General features: G+C 60.1%; 15 protein-coding genes. 13 read left to right on the forward strand and 2 right to left on the reverse strand.

The window, feature by feature from the left end:
- Positions 1–155: 155 nt before the first annotated feature.
- The gene (locus tag ACP0KA_RS14735; RefSeq protein WP_424629496.1) at positions 156–737 is read left to right on the forward strand and encodes an HdeD family acid-resistance protein; all 582 of its coding nucleotides are present in this window, start codon (positions 156–158) and stop codon (positions 735–737) included.
- Between the two features lie 211 nt (positions 738–948).
- Positions 949–1,866, forward strand: a complete 918-nt coding sequence (gene fdhE, locus ACP0KA_RS14740) for a formate dehydrogenase accessory protein FdhE (RefSeq protein ID WP_424629497.1) — start codon at positions 949–951, stop codon at positions 1,864–1,866.
- 53 nt (positions 1,867–1,919) lie between these two features.
- On the opposite strand, the gene tehA is transcribed toward fdhE, so the two are convergent.
- On the reverse strand, positions 1,920–2,891 hold the full coding sequence (gene tehA / locus ACP0KA_RS14745; RefSeq protein WP_424629498.1) for a dicarboxylate transporter/tellurite-resistance protein TehA: 972 nt from the start codon (positions 2,889–2,891) through the stop codon (positions 1,920–1,922).
- Between the two features lie 81 nt (positions 2,892–2,972).
- Here tehA and ACP0KA_RS14750 point away from each other — a divergent pair, with 81 nt between their 5' ends.
- Positions 2,973–4,139 carry an acyl-CoA dehydrogenase family protein gene (locus tag ACP0KA_RS14750; protein ID WP_424629499.1) on the forward strand — a complete coding sequence of 389 codons (1,167 nt, stop codon included), beginning with the start codon at positions 2,973–2,975 and terminating at the stop codon, positions 4,137–4,139.
- 93 nt (positions 4,140–4,232) lie between these two features.
- Here ACP0KA_RS14750 and ACP0KA_RS14755 read toward each other — a convergent pair whose 3' ends face one another.
- Positions 4,233–4,448 carry a CsbD family protein gene (locus ACP0KA_RS14755; RefSeq protein ID WP_424629500.1) on the reverse strand — a complete coding sequence of 72 codons (216 nt, stop codon included), beginning with the start codon at positions 4,446–4,448 and terminating at the stop codon, positions 4,233–4,235.
- A 120-nt stretch (positions 4,449–4,568) separates the two neighbouring features.
- On the opposite strand from ACP0KA_RS14755, the gene ACP0KA_RS14760 reads away from it, so the two are divergent.
- The 10 genes from ACP0KA_RS14760 (at position 4,569) to ACP0KA_RS14805 (ending at position 17,663) form a co-directional block, all read left to right on the forward strand.
- The gene (locus ACP0KA_RS14760) at positions 4,569–5,096 is read left to right on the forward strand and encodes a cupin domain-containing protein (protein ID WP_424629501.1); all 528 of its coding nucleotides are present in this window, start codon (positions 4,569–4,571) and stop codon (positions 5,094–5,096) included.
- Positions 5,097–5,255: 159 nt separating this feature from the next.
- Positions 5,256–6,365 carry an efflux RND transporter periplasmic adaptor subunit gene (locus ACP0KA_RS14765; RefSeq protein WP_424629502.1) on the forward strand — a complete coding sequence of 370 codons (1,110 nt, stop codon included), beginning with the start codon at positions 5,256–5,258 and terminating at the stop codon, positions 6,363–6,365.
- Positions 6,366–6,380: 15 nt separating this feature from the next.
- Positions 6,381–9,521: an efflux RND transporter permease subunit gene (locus tag ACP0KA_RS14770; RefSeq protein WP_424629503.1), complete on the forward strand. Its 3,141-nt coding sequence runs from the start codon at positions 6,381–6,383 to the stop codon at positions 9,519–9,521.
- 21 nt (positions 9,522–9,542) lie between these two features.
- On the forward strand, positions 9,543–10,187 hold the full coding sequence (locus ACP0KA_RS14775; protein ID WP_424629504.1) for a TetR/AcrR family transcriptional regulator: 645 nt from the start codon (positions 9,543–9,545) through the stop codon (positions 10,185–10,187).
- The gene (locus ACP0KA_RS14780) at positions 10,184–10,801 is read left to right on the forward strand and encodes a flavin reductase family protein (RefSeq protein WP_424629505.1); all 618 of its coding nucleotides are present in this window, start codon (positions 10,184–10,186) and stop codon (positions 10,799–10,801) included. Before ACP0KA_RS14775 ends, ACP0KA_RS14780 begins: the two co-directional genes overlap by 4 nt.
- Before the next feature lie 214 nt (positions 10,802–11,015).
- A complete protein-coding gene (locus ACP0KA_RS14785; RefSeq protein ID WP_424629506.1) occupies positions 11,016–13,277 on the forward strand; it encodes an acyl-CoA dehydrogenase in 2,262 nt (753 codons plus the stop codon).
- Positions 13,277–14,560: an acetyl-CoA C-acetyltransferase gene (locus tag ACP0KA_RS14790; protein WP_424629507.1), complete on the forward strand. Its 1,284-nt coding sequence runs from the start codon at positions 13,277–13,279 to the stop codon at positions 14,558–14,560. The genes ACP0KA_RS14785 and ACP0KA_RS14790 overlap by 1 nt, the downstream gene beginning before the upstream one ends.
- Before the next feature lie 11 nt (positions 14,561–14,571).
- Positions 14,572–16,659 (forward strand): 3-hydroxyacyl-CoA dehydrogenase NAD-binding domain-containing protein, encoded by a 2,088-nt coding sequence (locus ACP0KA_RS14795; protein WP_424629508.1) that lies wholly within the window; start codon positions 14,572–14,574, stop codon positions 16,657–16,659.
- A 23-nt stretch (positions 16,660–16,682) separates the two neighbouring features.
- Positions 16,683–17,111: an acyl-CoA thioesterase gene (locus ACP0KA_RS14800; protein WP_424629509.1), complete on the forward strand. Its 429-nt coding sequence runs from the start codon at positions 16,683–16,685 to the stop codon at positions 17,109–17,111.
- A 360-nt stretch (positions 17,112–17,471) separates the two neighbouring features.
- Positions 17,472–17,663, forward strand: coding sequence for a hypothetical protein (locus ACP0KA_RS14805; protein WP_424629510.1), 192 nt, complete (start codon positions 17,472–17,474; stop codon positions 17,661–17,663).
- The last annotated feature ends 80 nt before the right edge of the window (positions 17,664–17,743 follow it).

Here is a 17,743-nt window from a genome sequence, read left to right on the forward strand (position 1 = left end):
TTTGATACCCCGCGTCAAATTTCTCAGTTCAAATCTGAAGAGCTGCCCCGGCAGGAAAGCACGCCTTGCGGCGCTGAAGCCATGCATTCGCGCGGCCCAAATCGTCATGCCTTGACTATCAAGCGGCGCGCGAAACAACTTAATGGAGGTCAATCATGATCAGTACAGCTTTACCGGTATCCGGACCGCCTCTGTTGCACACGCTGGCAGAGAATTGGTGGCTGGTGTTATTGCGCGGCATCGCAGCCTTGGTCCTCGGTGTTTTGGCCTTTGTCTGGCCGGGCATCACTCTGGTGTCTCTCATCCTGTTGTGGGGCATCTACGCGCTGGCTGATGGTCTGTTCGCCATGGGGGCTGCAATCGCTGGTCGCGGCGGTGGATTGGTGCCGCGTTGGTGGCTCGCAATTGTCGGTATCGCCGGCGTTCTCGCGGGTATCCTCACCTTTGTCTGGCCGGGCCTGACGGCGCAAATTCTGCTCCTGATGATCGCCTGCTGGGCGATCGTGATCGGCGTGATGCAGATCTGGGGCGCCATCCAGTTGCGCAAGGAGATTGAAGGCGAGTGGTTGTTGATTCTGAGCGGTCTGCTCGGGATCGCCTTCGGTGTGGTGTTACTGTCTCGGCCAGGCATTGGCGCACTGGCAGTTGTCTGGATGATCGGCTGTTACGCGATCATCACCGGCGTCGATTACATTGCTCTCGCGTTCAAGCTGAGGAAATACAAGCATCTGACTTGAGGTTTCTTCTCGGGTGACCGAGAAGCCCGGCTGCGATCCGTGTGGGCGGGATGATTGAAAACGCACCTCGCGGTGTGGCGTAAATGACTTTGTGTCCGCATCTCCACGTCACATCGGCGACGTGAACGCCAGACGTCGTTGATCACCGCGATCGTCTGAGTGCGGAAGTTTCCAAAACTGCACGAAGCCTGGGTGGCCTTGAGGTCGTTCGATGAATAACGCAGGAGGACACCGGCTTGATCCAGTTGTCATTGGCGAGATCGAAGAGCCGCCATTCGCGCGCGTTCCGGATGCATGCAGATTGTTTCGGAGCAGGGCAGAGCGCTTCCAGGAATTGTCGGCCCAGCATGAGCTAGCTCCCTTTCTCCAGTTCTTATCGGAGGTGTCATTCTGCCAGCACGCTCTGCAGGAGGGGCTTGAGCACGTCGACCTCCCGAACGAGCACGAGCTTTCCCGCGCCCGCGCATTCGGCATGCCGCCCCTGGATCGCAACCACTTCGCGATGAATTCCACGTTCGATGCAACGCTCGGACGTTTTCTCGCGCTGGCATCGAATGTTGATATGCCGGAGACGGCGCGGGCGGCACTGTCGCGTGTCACACAAGCCGATGGCGAGATGCGTTTCGTGATGGTTCGCGCCGTTTTGGCCGATGCGGTTCCGCTCGCGCATTGCGCGGAGCACGTCTTCGTGGCCGCCGCGCTTCAGGTTCACTATGCGCGACTGGCATCCAGGCTTGATCCAAAGAAACTCGTCCCTGTCGGCGACGGCGCATGTCCCGCCTGCGGTGGTGCACCGGTGTCGTCGATGATTGTGGCATGGCCGGGTGCTCAGAACACCCGATTCTGTGTGTGCTCGCTGTGCGCGACGCAATGGAATTACGTGCGCATCAAGTGCACCATGTGCGGGTCGACAAAGGGCATCTCGTATCAGCAGATCGACGGCGGTAATGGCACGGTCTGGGCGGAGACGTGCGAATCTTGCCGCGCCTATGTGAAGATTTTGCATCAGCACAAGAATCCCGGACTTGATCCGGTTGCGGATGACGTGGGCAGCCTTTCGCTCGATGTCCTTGTTCGCGAGAGTGAATATCGGCGGGGCGGCGTCAATCCATTCCTGCTCGGCTATTGAGGCCGCCCGTTCTTCGACGCATGTGGACGAAGAACGATGATCGAAGACAACGATCAGGAGGCCGTGTTGCCGGCCGGCGCCGCAGCGGGAAGCAGATAACGCTTCGCCACCATTAAACTGCGGATCACGAACCAGCCGATGATGCAATTGGAGACGACAAAGATCGGCAGCGCGAGTTTCGCCACGATTCCTGTATGGCCGCGTTCAATGAAGCGAAGGGCCGCGAGAGGCAGCGCCGAGACGCCGAAGCTGTAGGCCCATGCGGACAGCGAAAACGGCTGTTCTCTGAGCCACGGGATCAACCGGATCATCACCATGGCGAGAAACAGCGCATAGCCGAACAACATGAACGCCAGCCGGTCAGGTGGACCGTCCGTGACCGTCAGATAAGCCACACAAGCAACCGCCGGTGGCGCGAGGTGAATGCCCAGCGTTGCACGGAGCGCGACCGGTATGCCGTGGGAAAACAGCCGATGGAGGACGATCGACTCCATGATGATGATGGAGAAGAAGCCGACGCCAAAGAACAGCAGCCCCGGTTCGGGATATCCAAACAGGCCGCAGGCAATCGCGCTGACGAAGCTGCCGCCGACCGTCGGCATATAAAGCACGGGCGTTGTCGTCTCCGCCGCGCGGCCGCCCATCCAGAGACCGCCGACGCCCCAGACTGTAAATGCGAGTTGCCCGGCCATGCCGGCAATGAACAATGCGAAGGCGACTTGGGGCAGATAGGGCGCGATCGACCAACTCGTGATCATCGTCGTCATCGGCACGAGGACGATGAAGAACGACTGGATCGGATGTTTGATTTCCGCGAGCGCAGCATCGGGCGCGTGAATCCACTTCAGCACATAAAGCACAAACCACACGCTCCAGATCGAAGCGGCCGTCAGAGCCAGGATCTCTCCGATGAGAGCAGGTGCATTCCAGATGTGGGCTGCGACGCGCCAGCCGCTGCCGAGACCGCCAATGCCAAGCACCATGCCGAACATGGTGGCGGAAAACTTCGAAATATCGATACGCACGGATTGTATGCTTTTTTGGAGGATTGTCTGGATGGCCTATTGCGCTTTAGAACCTCGTAGCAACACCGGGGATGTACCACAATGGACTTCGCGCATACCGCCCAGCAGGAATCCATTCGCGATGCGATTCTGAAAATCTGCAGCCAGTTCGACGATGCCTATTGGCACGGCAAGGATCGCGACGGAGGCTTTCCGTACGAGTTCTATGACGCGATGGCCAAAGCCGGATGGCTTGGAATCTGTATTCCGGAAGCCTATGGCGGCTCCGGTCTCGGCATTGTTGAAGCGGCGATCATGATGCGTGCGATCTCGGAGTCTGGCGCAGGCATGTCGGGCGCCTCTGCCATTCACATGAATGTGTTCGGGCTCAATCCCGTTGTGGTGTTCGGCACGGATGAGCAGCGCGCGCGCATGCTGCCCGGCATTGTCGAGGGGCGTGAGAAGGCATGCTTCGCCGTTACCGAACCAAATACCGGCCTCAACACCACGCAATTGAAAACACGTGCCGTGCGCCAGGGCGACAAGTATGTCGTGAACGGACAAAAGGTTTGGATTTCAACCGCGCAGGTCGCTCACAAGATTCTGTTGCTGGCCCGTACCACTCCGCTGGAGGAAGTGAAGAGCCCGACGCACGGTCTCAGCCTGTTTTATGCAGACTTCGATCGCTCGCGCATCGCTGTGCATGAAATCGAGAAGATGGGGCGAAAGGCGATCGACTCCAACGAGCTGTTCATCGAGAATTTCGAGATTCCCGTGGAAGATCGCATCGGCGAGGAAGGTCGCGGCTTCGAGTACATCCTTCACGGGATGAATCCGGAGCGTGTGCTGATCGCTGCGGAAGCTGTGGGTCTCGGCAAGCTCGCGCTGGCGCGCGCGTCCGCTTATGCGAAGCAGCGCATCGTCTTCAATCGGCCGATCGGGCAGAACCAGGCGATCCAGCATCCGCTGGCGAAGAACTGGATGGAGCTCGAGGCCGCATGGCTGATGACGTTGTCAGCGGCATGGCAATATGATCAGGGATTGCCGTGCGGGCCGGCCGCGAACGCGGCAAAATATCTGGCGGGTGAGGCGGGCTTCCACGCCTGCGAACAGGCGATCATGACCCATGGCGGCTTTGGCTACGCCAAGGAATATCATGTCGAGCGCTATCTGCGCGAAGTGATGATCCCGCGCATCGCCCCGGTCAGCCCGCAGCTCATTCTCAGCTTCATCGGCGAAAAGGTTTTGGGCCTGCCGAAGTCGTACTGAGGCGCAACAATCCAGAGCATAGTGAAGATGAAAAGACCGGCACGGAGGCCGGTCTTTTTTGTGCGTCGCGAGTCAGATTGTGGACGTCAGAAATTACAGATTCTTGTTCGCGGCTTCCGCGGCGCGGTTAATTGCCGACTTCGCGGCGTCCTTCGCGCTACCGATGGCCTGCTGACCATGCCCTTTGGCTTCCTGCATTGCGCCGTCGCCCTTCAGCTTTTCAGAACCGGTGGCTTCGCCCAGGCTCTGCTTGGCCTTGCCGATGGCTTCGTTGGCCTTGCCTTTGATCTTGTCCGTTGCGCTACCCATCGCGATCTCCTTTGCATATATTCGAGGAGACAACGGCGGCGTTGACGCAAAGTTCCATATCTGTTGACGTGCGCGGCATCACGCGAAATGACAATCAACACGACATTCGAAGGAAAGACCATGTCCGGATCGCACGATCATCATCACTCACACGATCATGCGCATGATCACGCGCACGACGATGACCGATGGAAGCATGATGGCGTCCGTGTCATTCCGGGCAATCAACTCGATTCCAATGTGCCGTCGACGACCGGCATGGATCGCAAGGCCGCGATCAATTTTGCCCGCGTCGGTGCGCAGAAATTGTGGGCCGGCACAGTGACGATCAGGCCGGATGCAAAGACCGGTGCGCATCATCACGGCCATTTGGAAAGCGTCATCTATGTCGTGCGCGGCAAGGCCCGCATGCGCTGGGGCGAGCATCTGCAGTTCACGGCGGAAGCCGGTCCCGGCGATTTCATTTTCGTGCCGCCGTATGTGCCGCATCAGGAAATCAACGCCAGCCCGGACGAGCCGCTCGAATGCGTGCTGGTGCGGAGCGACGGTGAGGCGGTTGCAATCAATCTCGATATCGAGCCGGTGGAGAAGCCGGAGACCGTGTTGTGGGTCGATCCGATCCACCGCGATCCTGCGGAGACAAAATAGGCAGTGCTCCCCTGAGGGGAAATTTTAGGCAGTCGACAGCCGGTTGTCGAATAGCCGTTTCCCCTCAGTAGGTTGCAGTGCGACATTGTGACTAGTGACGAATATTGACAATCGTCAATCGTTAGGTGAAGGTTTTCGCGAAGATGCGAGGGCTTTCCCATGCGTGTTAATTTTGAATTTCGACGATTTTCCAATGGCTTAATTTTCGCAGGGGCGCTTCTGTTGCCACTGGCGCTTGGCGCCTGCACCGAGCAGCAAGCCAAGGAAAGTGACAAGGGGCGGCCCGTCCTGGTCACGGCGGTGCATTACGAGTCCCGCTCGCCGGAGCGCAGTTTCGTCGGGACCATTCGGCCTCGCATCGAAGCCGACATGGGTTTTCGCGTCCCGGGGAAGGTGGCGAAGCGCCTGGTGGAAGTCGGGCAGATCGTGGAAGTCGGCCAACCGCTCGCCACCCTCGATGAAGTCGATCTGAAGTTACAGGCCGAACAGGCGGCCGCTGAATTGACCGCGGCGACCGGTGTCCTGGCACAGGCGAGCGCCGCCGAAGGCCGTGCGAAGGATCTGCGTGCGCGAGGCTGGTCCACGGACGCTCAGTTGGATCAGGCCAAAGCCGCTGCGGATGAAGCGCGTGCACGCTTGAACCGTGCCCAGCGCTCGGTCGAATTGACCAATAACAGCCTGTCGTATGCGACGCTCGAGGCGGATTCCCGTGGCGTCGTCACCGCGACCTTGATCGAGCCGGGGCAGGTCGTTGCAGCCGGCCAGACCGCGATCCGCGTGGCGCGGTCGGCGGAAAAGGAAGCCGTGGTGGCTATCCCCGAAACCATGGTGAATTTTGCCAAGCAAAGCGCGGCCAACGTCACCCTCTGGTCTGACCCCAACAAGAAGTATGTCGCAAAGCTGCGCGAGCTTGCACCTGCTGCTGATCCTGCAACGCGCACGTATCTCGCGAAGTTTTCGCTGCCGGCCGCTGACGACGCAGTCTCGCTCGGGATGACGGCGACGCTGACGCTCTCCGATCCGGAGACCGAGCGTGTCGCGCGCGTGCCGTTGTCGGCCCTGTTCAGTCAGGGAGAGGCGCCGTCGCTTTATGTCGCCGATGCCAAGACAGGCGATGTGTCGCTCAAGCCGGTGACGGTGAAGGCCTACGAAAGCAAGGACGTCCTGATCACCAGTGGTGTCGAGGAAGGCGCCAGTGTGGTTGTGCTCGGTGTGCAGAAGCTCGATCCGGCCCAGAAAGTCAGGGTCGTCTCGTCGCTCGCGTTCTAATTGTGTGAGGCACCCATGAAGCGATTCAATCTCTCCAGTTGGGCCGTTGCGCATCCGACCCTGATCCTGTTCTTCATTGTGATGCTGGGCATAGGCGGATTCTTCTCGTACGAACGCCTCGGGCGCGCGGAAGATCCGTCGTTCACGATCAAGGTGGTGGTGATCAACGCCATCTGGCCGGGCGCGACAGCCATCGAAATGCAGGAGCAGGTCGCGGACCGGATCGAGAAGAAGCTTCAGGAACTGCCGTATTTCGACAAGGTCACGACTTATACCAAGCCATCGTTCACCGCGATGCAGGTTGCCTTCAAGGACAACACGCCCGCGAAGGACGTGCCGCAGCTGTTCTATCAGCTGCGCAAGAAGCTCAATGACATCAGAGGCGATCTGCCCGCCAATCTGATCGGGCCGAACGTCAACGACGAATACGGCGATGTCGATTCCATCCTTTATATGCTCACAGGGAACGGGGCCGACTACGCGCAGCTCAAGAAAGTGGCCGAAGGCCTGCGCCAGCACCTGCTGAAAACGCCGAACGTCACCAAGGTCAATCTCTACGGCACGCAGGATGAGCGCGTGTTTGTCGAATTCTCCCACGCCAAACTGGCAACGCTCGGAATCACGCCGCAGACGCTGTTCGATTCGCTCGCAAAGCAAAATGCCGTCGTGGCGGCGGGCACGGTGGAAACCTCCGCGCAGCGCGTGCCTTTGCGTGTGACCGGTGCCTATGACAGCGTAAAGGCCGTGGCCGAGACGCCGGTCGAAAGCAATGGCCGTGTTTTCCGTCTCGGTGACATCGCAACCGTGACTCACGGTTTCGTCGATCCGCCGGACTTTCAGATTCGTCAGGAAGGCAGGCCCGCCATTGGCGTCGGCGTCGTTATGGCCAAGGGTGCCAACATCCTGGAGCTCGGCGAGGCGATTAAAAAATCCACGGCGCAATTCATGGCGGCTGTCCCGCAGGGCTTCGAGATCGAGCAGATCGCCGATCAGCCGAAGGTCGTCGAGCACGCAGTCGGCGAGTTCATCCACTCCTTCATCGAGGCGCTGGCCATCGTACTGTTCGTCAGCTTCTTAGCGCTGGGCTGGCGGACCGGCATCGTGGTGGCGCTGTCCGTGCCGCTGGTGCTGGCGATTGTCTTTATTGTCATGAACGCGATGGGTATGGATCTGCACCGCATTACGCTCGGTGCGTTGATCATCGCGCTCGGCCTCTTGGTGGATGACGCCATCATCGCGGTCGAGATGATGGTGGTGAAAATGGAGCAGGGCTGGGATCGCGTGAAGGCGGCATCGTTCGCCTGGGAATCCACGGCGTTCCCGATGCTCACCGGTACGCTGGTCACGGCTGTCGGCTTCCTGCCGATCGGCTTTGCGAATTCTTCCGTGGGTGAATATGCCGGCGGCATCTTCTGGGTGGTGGCGATTGCGCTGGTCGCGTCGTGGTTCGTGGCGGTGATCTTCACGCCCTATATCGGCGTCAAGCTGCTCCCGAATTTCACCAAGCATTCGCACAGCCATGATCCGCATGCGATTTACGAGACCCGGATCTATCGAGCCTTGCGTCGGGTCATCGAATGGTGCGTGCGGCGTCGCGTCACCGTGGTGCTTGCGACTGTCGGTATCTTCGCCGCTTCCATTGTCGGCTTCACCCATGTGCAGCAGCAGTTCTTCCCGCTGTCGGAGCGGCCGGAGTTGTTCCTGCAACTGCGATTGCCGGAAGGCACGGCTTTCGGCGTGACCAAGGAAAGCGCCAAGAAGGCTGAAGAGCTGTTGAAGGGTGACAAGGATATCGAGACTTACACGACCTATATCGGTCAGGGATCACCGCGCTTCTGGCTGGGCCTCAATCCGCAATTGCCGAACGAGTCGTTCTCCGAAACGGTGATCGTCGCGAAGGATGTGCCCGCGCGCGAACGCATCAAGGCGCGGCTCGAGAAGGCGGTAGCGGATGGTGCGCTCTCAGAGGCGCGGGTCCGCGTCGACCGCTTCAACTTCGGTCCGCCGGTGGGCTTCCCGGTTCAGTTTCGCGTGATCGGTCCCGATACCAAGACCGTTCGTGACATCGCCTACAAGGTGCGCGAAGTGATGCGCACAGAAAAGCGCGCCGTCGATCCGCATCTCGACTGGAACGAGCAAACGCCTTACCTGAAACTCGCGGTGGATCAGGATCGTGCCCGTGCGCTTGGGCTGACGCCACAGGACATTTCCCAGTCCCTCGCCATGCTGATTTCCGGCGTGCAGGTGACGACCTTGCGCGACGGCATCGAAAAGGTCGGCGTGGTAGCGCGTGCAGTGCCTTCCGAGCGGCTTGATCTGGGCCATGTGGGTGACCTCACGATCTATTCACGCAATGGTGTCGCGGTGCCGCTGTCGCAGGTCGCGAAGATCGAATATGCCCATGAGGAGCCGATCCTCTGGAGGCGCAACCGCGACATGGCGATCACGGTGCGGGCCGATATCGTGGATGGCGTGCAGGCGCCCGACGTGACCAATGCCATCTGGCCCAAGCTTCAGAATATCCGCAGCAGCCTGCAGCCGGCCTATCGCATCGAGATCGGCGGCGCGATCGAGGAGTCGGAGAAGGGCAACGACTCGATCAACAAGCTGTTTCCGCTGATGGTGATCGGCATGCTGACGCTGCTGATGATCCAGCTGCAGAGTTTCTCGCGGCTCGTGCTGGTGTTCCTGACGGCTCCGCTGGGCATCGTCGGCGCGTCACTCGGTCTGAACGTCGCCAATAGTCCGTTTGGCTTTGTCGCCTTGCTTGGCCTGATCGCGCTTGCGGGCATGATCATGCGTAACGCCGTGATCCTGGTCGATCAGATCGAAACCGATGTGACCCACGGCCTGACGCGGCGCGAGGCGATCGTCGAGGCAACGGTCCGGCGCGCCCGTCCGGTGATCCTGACGGCGTTGGCGGCCATTCTGGCGATGATTCCACTGTCGCGGTCGGCCTTCTGGGGGCCGATGGCCATCACCATCATGGGCGGATTGTTTGTGGCCACCTTCTTGACGCTGCTGTTCCTACCCGGCCTCTATGCGCTATGGTTCAGAAAGAGCCTCGACGAACGTGGTCAGGGTGAGGCTGAAGCCCATGTGCCGATGCAGGCGGATCATGTCCGCCATGCACCGCCCCTGGTCGCAGCTGAATAGCCGATTGATAACTATACGGACATGACACTGCTTCACGACGATACCGACGCTGAAAAGAGAGCCTGCATTCTCGCAACCGCCGAGCGGCTGTTTCGCGATGTCGGGTATCTCAAGACCACGGTTGCCGATATCGCCAAGACGCTCAAGATGAGCCCGGCCAACGTCTACCGGTTCTTCGATTCCAAGAAGTCCATTCACGAAGGCGTGGCGCGGCGGCTCATGGGCGAGGTGGAGACGGCGGCGGAAGAGATCGCCGCGAAATCCACGCCGCCGGCCGAGCGCATGCATGAACTTCTGGCAACCGTCAGCTGCATGAATGCCGAGCGTTTTGTCGGCGATTCCAAGATTCATGAGATGGTCGCCATCGCCATGGAGGAAAGCTGGGGTGTCTGCGAGGCGCATATCAACCGCATCGTGATGGCCATTGGCGTGGTGATCGCCGACGGCGCCAAGGTCGGCGTGTTCAACGTGAATGACGTCGAACTGGCCGCCAAATGCGTCTGCGCCGGCATGCTGCGGTTTTTCCATCCGCAAATGATCGAGCAGAGCGTTCACAAGCCGGGGCCGAGTCTCGATCAAATGATAGACTTTATTGTCGCGGGCCTTACGCTGGGGACGCCTGACATGTCGTCGGGCAAAACCGCAGCGGATAATAAGTCTACATGAGCGACTTTCACTATTACGAGCCATCCAGCGGCCACGGCCTCAAGCACGATCCTTTCAACGCTATCGTAGGACCCCGGCCGATCGGCTGGATTTCGTCGCAGGATGCCAAGGGACACGTCAATCTGGCGCCCTACAGCTTTTTCAATGCGTTCTGCTATGTGCCGCCGATCATCGGTTTTTCCAGCACCGGCTGGAAGGATACCGTGGCCAATATCCAGGAGACCAAGGAGTTCTGCTGGAATCTCGTCACGGAAGACATCGCCAAGCAGATGAACATGACATCTGCCAGCGTGCCGCACGAGACGGACGAGTTCACCATTTCCGGGCTGTCGAAGGTGCCGAGCACTAAGGTCAAGGTGCCGCGGGTTGCGGAAAGCCGGGTGACCTTCGAGTGCAAACTGACGCAGATGATCCAGCTGCAGGGCGCCGATGGCGCAAAGGCGGATGCCTGGGTGACGTTCGGCGAGGTTGTCGCGGTTTACATCGACAAGAGCCTCATCAAAGATGGCGTCTACCAGACGGCGGAAGCCTATCCGGTTCTGCGTGCCGGGCGCATGGGGGACTACGTGCAGGTCCGGCCCGATGCCATGTTCGAGATGATCCGCCCGCGGTGAGGTACTCAAGAGACCGTGAGGCCTCCGCGGAGGGAAGCCTTACGGGAACGATTTGAGGGACTTAGCGGTTACCGGTCGGGACGTGTGCGTGGTGTGATTTTCAACCCATTTTCATACTTTGCGGATTAACAATGGTGTTTGACGTCCATGTTCGCTGATTTCCTCGCAACCTGAGGGTTGCTCGCATCGAGGCTCGTCCCAAAGGAATCCCGCCATGAGCTTTTCCCTTCGACGTGACCTGCTGACCCGGCCGATTTTCGCATGGGCGCACAAGGCGCTGCCGCCGATGTCCGACACCGAGCGCGAGGCACTGGAGGCCGGTGACGTCTGGTGGGATGCGGACCTTTTTACGGGCAATCCCGACTGGTCGAAATTGCTCGCCATTGCGCCTGCGACCCTGACCGAGGAAGAGACCGCCTTTCTGAATGGTCCCGTCGAGCAACTGTGCTCCATGGTCGACGAATGGAAAGTCAGCTGGGAGTGGCGCGATCTGCCGCCGGAGGTCTGGGACTTCATCAAGCGCCATAAATTCTTCGGCATGATCATTCCGAAGGACTACGGCGGCCTCGGGTTCTCGCCCTACGCGCATTCGGAAGTGGTTCGGAAGATCTCGTCGCGCTCGGTGACGGCGGCCGTCACCGTCATGGTGCCGAATTCGCTCGGTCCCGGCGAATTACTGATGCATTTCGGCACCAAGGAGCAGCGGGACAAATGGCTGCCGGGCCTCGCCGAAGGACGCGAGATTCCGTGCTTTGGTTTAACCAGCCCGGAAGCAGGATCTGATGCGGCCTCCATGATCGACACCGGCATCATCTGCAAGGGCGTATTCGAAGGCAAGGAAACCATCGGCCTGCGCCTGAACTGGCACAAGCGCTATATCACGCTTGGCCCTGTCGCGACGCTGCTCGGTCTTGCCTTCAAGGCTTACGATCCGGATCACCTGATCGGCAACGAGGAAGAACTCGGCATCACCGTGGCGCTGATACCAACGGACTTGCCGGGTGTCACCATCGGGCATCGCCATCTGCCGGCGATGCAGGTGTTTCAGAACGGCCCGAACTGGGGCAAGGATGTTTTCATTCCGCTCGATTTCATCATCGGCGGACGGGAGCGAATCGGCCAGGGCTGGAAGATGCTGATGACGGCGCTGGCCGCAGGGCGCGGCATCTCGCTGCCTTCGCAGTCGGCGGCAGGCGCTGCGTATTGCGCGCGCGCGACGGGCGCCTATGCGCGTATCCGCGAGCAATTCCATGTGCCGATTGCAAAGTTCGAGGGCATCGAAGAGCCGCTCGCGCGCATTGCCGGCACTGCCTACCAGCTCGATGCTGCGCGCCGGTTGACCTGCGCCGCACTCAATCAGGGCATTCATCCGGCGGTGATCTCCGGCATCATGAAGCTGCACGCCACCGAGCGGCTGCGCATTGCCGTTGATGACGCCATGGATGTGCACGGCGGCAAGGCCATCATCGATGGGCCACAGAATTACATGGGCAGCCTTTACCGCTCGGTGCCGGTGGCGATCACGGTGGAAGGCGCGAATATCCTGACGCGCAATCTGATCGTGTTCGGGCAGGGCTCCGTCCGCGCGCATCCCTATCTGCTGGAGGAAATGAACGCCATCGGCGATCCCGACGTGAAGAAGGGGCTGGACGCGTTCGACAAGGCGTTCTCGAAACATGTCGGCCACGCCATCACCAATGTTTTCCGCGCGTGGGGACGCAGCTGGACCGGCGGCGTGTTCGCGCCTGCACCGGACGCAGGCGCTGCGACCGGTTACTATCGGCAGCTGTCTCGTTATTCGACCGCGTTCGCGCTGTGCGCGGACATGGCGCTGCTGACGCTTGGCGGCGCGCTGAAGCGCCGGGAAATGCTCTCGGCTCGCTTCGGCGACATTCTGTCCGAGCTCTACTTGCTTTCAGCAGCCTTGAAGCGCTGGGAAGATGAAGGCCGTCAGCAGGCGGATTTCGCGGCGCTCGAATGGGTGATGGCGAATGGCATTCGCACCATCGAAAATCGCCTGGGCGAAATTCTGGCCAATATGCCGAACCGATTTGTTGCGGTGATCCTGAAATTCCTGATCCAGCCGCTGGGCTCCAACCCGCTCGGCCCATCGGACGATGTCGTGCATCGCTGCGCGCAACTGATCCTGGAGCCGTCGGCGGTCCGTGATCGCCTGACGGCGGGATTGTACCACGCGGATGACGATGGCCCGCTCGCGCGGCTGGAAAAGGCATTTTTGCTGGTGACGGCGAACGAAGCCATCGAAAAGAAAATGCGCGTGGCGCATTTGCGCGATTGGAGCGAAGCCGTGAAGAAGGGCGTTATCACCGCCGATGAAGGCGACCGGCTCAGCGCTGCTCACGAGGCGGTCGCGCGGGTGATCGATGTCGATGACTTCGCACCGGAAGTTCTCTCGCCGATCTATAAAAAGCGGCCGGAGCACAAACAGACCTCTCCTGACCGGGCGGCAAGCTGATGGCGCGGCCGGTTTACATTGTCGACGGCGCGCGGACGCCGTTCCTGAAAGCGCAAGGTGGCCCCGGGCCGTTCACGCCGGTTGATCTTGCTGTGCAATGCGGCCGGCCGCTTCTGGCGCGTCAGCCATTTGAACCAAGTGCATTCGATCAGGTCATTCTCGGCTGCGTGAACGTCATCGCGGACGAGATGAACCCGGCGCGCGTTGCAGCGTTGCGGCTTGGCATGGGTGAACGCATGGTGGCGTTCACGGTGCAGATCAACTGCGGCTCCGGCATGCAGTCGCTCGATACGGCCTACCGTACCATCGAAGCCGGCAAGGCGGATCTGATTCTCGCGGGCGGCGCGGAGGCGCTGAGTTACGCCCCGCTGGTGTTTCCGCAGTCCGGCGTGCGCTGGTTCGCGAAATTCGCCACCGCCAAGGCGCCGCTGGCGAAGCTTGCGGCGTTTCTGAAAATTCGTCCGTCCTACTTCAATCCGATCATCGGGCTCGAACGCGGACTGACTGACCCGGTGACCGACCTCAACATGGGGCAGACCGCGGAAGTGATCGCACACCTGATGGGCGTGACACGCGAACAGGCTGATACTTACGCGGTGGAAAGCCATCGCCGGCTGGCGCTCGCGCAGGAGCAAGGTTTTCTGAAGGGCGAAGTCGAAACCGCTTTCGCGCGCGACGGCAAGTTCTATGACCATGACAACGGTGTGCGGCCTGACTCCTCCATGGAGAAGCTCGCCAAGCTCAAGCCGGCGTTCGAACGGCCGTGGGGACAGGTCACGCCCGGCAACTCGTCGCAGATTACCGATGGCGCGTGCTGGACAATTCTGGCTTCGGAAGATGCCGTCAACAAACATGGCCTCAAACCAAAGGCCGTGATCGTCGACAGCGCATGGGCGGGGCTCGATCCGGCCATCATGGGCTTCGGCCCGGTGCTCTCGTCAACCGAACTGTTGAAGCGCCACAATCTGAAACTTCAGGATATCGAGACCTGGGAGATCAACGAGGCGTTTGCGTCTCAATTGCTCGCATGTCTTGCGGCCTGGAAAGACGACAAGTTTTGCCGCGAGGTGCTTGGCCTTGATGGGGCTGCCGGTCAGCTCGACCAGGCGAAGCTCAACGTCGATGGCGGCGCTATCAGTCTCGGCCATCCGGTCGGCACCAGCGGCAATCGCATTGTGCTGCATCTCGTCAACGCGATGAAGCGGCTTGGGACCAAGCGCGGCATTGCCACCGAGTGCATCGGCGGCGGCCTCGGCGGTGCCATGCTGATTGAGACGGTATAGAGGGAACGATCATGGACAGCCGTATCATGGACGTTCTGAAGGACCATGTGCTCGATCTCGGGCCGACGCCGGCACCGGGGCCTTACAAGAACTTCAAGCTCACCCGGGATGCCGATGGCATTGCGTGGCTGTTGTTCGATCGCGAAGGGGCGAGCGCCAACACGCTGTCCGGGGATGTGCTTGAAGAACTGAGCCAGATCGTTGCATCGCTCGAAAGCGAGCGTCCCGTCGGACTGGTTGTCCGTTCGGCGAAGCCGTCGGGCTTCATCGCAGGCGCCGACGTCAATGAATTCCGCGGTGCAGCCGATCCGCGCCAAGTGGAGACGGAAATCGGCAGGGCCCATGCGGTGATCGATCGCTTCGAAGCGCTGAAGATCCCGAGTGTCGCCGTCATCCATGGCTTTTGTCTCGGTGGCGGGTTGGAAGTGGCGCTCGCCTGCAATACACGCATCGCCATTGAAAACGCACGGTTCGGCTTTCCCGAGGTGATGCTGGGCCTGCATCCCGGCCTCGGCGGCACGGTGCGCTTCACGCATCTGATCAGTCCGCTCGAGGCGATGACCTTGATGCTGACTGGCAGGACCATCGATGCCCGGCGCGCCAAGTCGCTGGGGCTGGTCGAAGCCGTGACGCAGGAAAGGCACGTTCGCGGCGCGGTGAAAGACGCGATCTTTGGCCGGCTGCGGCCGCGCAGGCAGGGCCTGCCTGGAAAGATCATGAATTTCGGTCCTGTGCGCGGCGTGCTTGCCAACCGGATGCGGAGCGAAGCGGCCAAGACTGCGCCGAAGGAACACTATCCGGCACCTTATGCGCTGATCGATCTATGGGAACAGCACGGCGGCGACCGCAAGGCGATGCTCGCGGCGGAGAAGACCTCGTTCGCCAATCTCATGGTCACACCAACTGCCCAAAATCTCATTCGCGTGTTCTTCGTACGCGAGCTGATGAAGGAGTTGGCGGACGGTACGAACACCGTGAAGCACGTGCATGTGATCGGCGCGGGAGCCATGGGTGGCGATATCGCGGCGTGGTGTGCGAATCGCGGACTGCGCGTGACCCTTGCCGACATGAAGCCGGAGCCGATCGCAGGTGCAATGAAGCGCGCGGTGGATTTGTTCGGCAAGATCATCCGCAAGAAAACCGACGTGCGCGATGCGCTCGACCGTTTGATTCCGGACATGACCGGCGAGGGCGCACGTAACGCCGATCTCATCATCGAAGCTGTGCCGGAGAAGCTCGACCTCAAGCAGAAGGTCTATGCCGGGCTTGAGCCGATCATGAAACCCGGCGCCATCCTTGCCACCAACACGTCGAGCATTCCGCTGCAGGATTTGCGTACCACTCTCAAGACGCCGGAGAGATTGTTGGGCTTGCATTTCTTCAATCCGGTATCGCGGCTTCAACTTATCGAGGTGGTCAGCCATGACACGGTCGATCCGCAGGCGTTGACAACCGCGCTGCGGTTTGTCGGCGCCATCGATCGTCTGCCGCTGTCGGTGAAGAGCTCGCCGGGCTTCCTCGTCAATCGTGCGCTGACGCCGTACATGCTGGAAGCGATGGTGATGCTCGATGAAAAGGTCGACAAGGCGGTCATCGATGCAGCCGCCGAAAAATTCGGCATGCCGATGGGGCCGATCGAGCTTGCCGATCAGGTCGGTCTCGATATCTGCCTCGCGGTTGGCGACATGCTTCGCTCCAAGTTTGGCGAGGCTGCGCTGCCGCCGGCGCCGGATTGGTTGCGTGACAAGGTGAAGAACGGAGAGCTCGGCCGCAAGACCGGGAAGGGCTTCTACGATTGGAAGGACGGCAAGGCCGTCAAGGTGCCGTCGCAGCTCTCGCCTACTGATGAGATGATTGATCGTCTCGTGCTGCCAATGTCGAACGTATGTGTTGCATGCCTGCGCGAAGGCATTGTGGATAACGCTGACGTTGTGGACGGCGCGATGATCTTCGGTACAGGTTACGCGCCTTTCCGTGGTGGACCGTTGAACTATGCGCGCACGCGCGGGGCGGCAAACGTTGTGACAGCGTTGAAGACGCTGGAGATGAAGTTCGGCAGCCGCTTCAAACCCGATGCGGGATGGGATAGCTTCACCTGAGTCTGAATTTGGGGAATCCGTTCATGGCAGAGACGTCCGTCCACGCTGCTCCGGCGCCGGCCGAAGCGCAGGGTGAACTTTCCATTCGCACGCTTGCGATGCCGGCGGACACCAACCAGAACGGGGACATTTTCGGCGGTTGGCTGCTCAGTCAGATGGATCTCGCCGGCAGCATCTACGCTTATAAGACCACGCAGAGCCGGACAGTCACCGTTGCAATCGAAGCGATGACATTTCGCAAACCGGTTTATGTCGGCGATGTAGTGTCCGTCTATGCCACGACAGTGCGCGTTGGCCGCACGTCGATCACGGTGCATCTGGAAGCATGGGTGCAACGCCGCAAGGAAGCCCGGCTCATCCTCGTGACCGACGGCAACTACACTTACGTGTCCGTTGATGACCACGGCAACCCGCAGGCGATTGCGCAAGAGTCACTGCGAACTACAATCTGAACACCTGATTCGATCAGGACTGATTCGTTTACGCATCTTAACGATGATGACGTTTGTGCGAATTTTGGGGCGATGACTCGGTTGCGGCATCATGCCTCGCTCATGCCCTTTTAAAGCCGTTGCCAGGTTATAAAACTGTCGCGCGAAGCGCCTACACGTGCGGCGCGTTGCATAGCGTCATGGCGTGGTTCGGCTATGTTCGAGTCATTTCAGGCGATATTGGCTGGAAATACGATGGCCCATGTCATGCACGTGGTGATGTGTAAGCGTCCGGAGAAAAGAACGACTTTAACTGAAACCTTTTCGGCTCTTCAGCGTTAATGCGCGGAACCAAGAAGGTGGGCACGGAAGTCAAATAGCATGTCTGATACGTACATCATTGAAGTCAGTTCGGAAGCCGCAGGCATCGTCGTTCGTGATAAATCCGGTTTCCGCTTCTTTGCAGCCACCCATCGGTTCAATCCCCTCGACGGCAAGCTCTTCAAGAATGCGCGCGAAGCCGAGCGTGCTGCAACGCAATGTCTTGCCGGCCGGGTCGAGCAGCCAGCCTGAAACGTGTAGGCGGACTTCAAGCACAGTTGAATTGCGCGCTGATGTCGTGAAAAAGGCCGGGATTGCTCCCGGCCTCTGTT

The organism is Bradyrhizobium sp. SYSU BS000235 (genome assembly GCF_049747295.1).
Lineage (GTDB): Bacteria > Pseudomonadota > Alphaproteobacteria > Rhizobiales > Xanthobacteraceae > Afipia.

Excerpts from the sequence above, each read along its gene's own strand:
- ACP0KA_RS14735 (WP_424629496.1), top strand. The coding sequence starts at position 156 with ATGATCAGTACAGCTTTACCGGTATCCGGACCGCCTCTGTTGCACACG.
- fdhE (WP_424629497.1), top strand. The coding sequence starts at position 949 with ATGAATAACGCAGGAGGACACCGGCTTGATCCAGTTGTCATTGGCGAG.
- ACP0KA_RS14750 (WP_424629499.1), top strand. The coding sequence starts at position 2,973 with ATGGACTTCGCGCATACCGCCCAGCAGGAATCCATTCGCGATGCGATT.
- ACP0KA_RS14755 (WP_424629500.1), bottom strand. The coding sequence starts at position 4,448 with ATGGGTAGCGCAACGGACAAGATCAAAGGCAAGGCCAACGAAGCCATC.
- ACP0KA_RS14760 (WP_424629501.1), top strand. The coding sequence starts at position 4,569 with ATGTCCGGATCGCACGATCATCATCACTCACACGATCATGCGCATGAT.
- ACP0KA_RS14765 (WP_424629502.1), top strand. The coding sequence starts at position 5,256 with ATGCGTGTTAATTTTGAATTTCGACGATTTTCCAATGGCTTAATTTTC.
- ACP0KA_RS14770 (WP_424629503.1), top strand. The coding sequence starts at position 6,381 with ATGAAGCGATTCAATCTCTCCAGTTGGGCCGTTGCGCATCCGACCCTG.
- ACP0KA_RS14775 (WP_424629504.1), top strand. The coding sequence starts at position 9,543 with ATGACACTGCTTCACGACGATACCGACGCTGAAAAGAGAGCCTGCATT.
- ACP0KA_RS14780 (WP_424629505.1), top strand. The coding sequence starts at position 10,184 with ATGAGCGACTTTCACTATTACGAGCCATCCAGCGGCCACGGCCTCAAG.
- ACP0KA_RS14785 (WP_424629506.1), top strand. The coding sequence starts at position 11,016 with ATGAGCTTTTCCCTTCGACGTGACCTGCTGACCCGGCCGATTTTCGCA.
- ACP0KA_RS14790 (WP_424629507.1), top strand. The coding sequence starts at position 13,277 with ATGGCGCGGCCGGTTTACATTGTCGACGGCGCGCGGACGCCGTTCCTG.
- ACP0KA_RS14795 (WP_424629508.1), top strand. The coding sequence starts at position 14,572 with ATGGACAGCCGTATCATGGACGTTCTGAAGGACCATGTGCTCGATCTC.
- ACP0KA_RS14800 (WP_424629509.1), top strand. The coding sequence starts at position 16,683 with ATGGCAGAGACGTCCGTCCACGCTGCTCCGGCGCCGGCCGAAGCGCAG.
- ACP0KA_RS14805 (WP_424629510.1), top strand. The coding sequence starts at position 17,472 with ATGTCTGATACGTACATCATTGAAGTCAGTTCGGAAGCCGCAGGCATC.